Annotated in this window: 1 protein-coding gene; it reads right to left on the bottom strand. The window is 31.2% G+C overall.

Annotation, left to right across the window (positions count from 1 at the left end; genetic code table 11):
• Positions 1-11 precede the first annotated feature (11 nt).
• Positions 12-400, bottom strand: a 389-nt coding sequence (locus KI356_RS27710; protein WP_212937064.1) for a MarR family winged helix-turn-helix transcriptional regulator, incomplete at its 5' end; no start/stop codon positions are given.

The raw sequence follows: 400 nt of genomic DNA, 5'->3' as shown, positions 1-400 counted from the left end.
GGAATATGTGACTAATAACTTACATTGTATAATTTATTTAGCAATACCTTTAACTGTTGAACCTCTTCACTAGTTAAACTACTTGTTACAAAATCGTTAGCATTTTTAACTACAGGTAAAATGTCTTTTTTTATCTCTTCACCCTTTTCAGTTAAAAGAATGTAATGTGAACGTTTATCGTTTTCATTAAAATTCTTCACGACAAACCCTTTTCTCTCCATGGAATGTATCATTCTGACAATCGTACTATGATCTTTATCAATCGTTTGGGCTAGATCCTTTTGGGTCATACCTCTTTGACTATCAAGAATACTAATCAGGCTCCATTGTTCTGGAGTAACACCATAAGGCTTTAATTGTTTTATAAAATAATTTGTTAACTTCACATCAGTACGATGAA

It is taken from the genome of Bacillus hominis (assembly GCF_018332515.1).
GTDB lineage: Bacteria > Bacillota > Bacilli > Bacillales > Bacillaceae_G > Bacillus_A > Bacillus_A hominis.
Note: the sequence above shows the minus strand (reverse complement) of the source record. Positions and strands in the feature narration are given on the sequence as shown.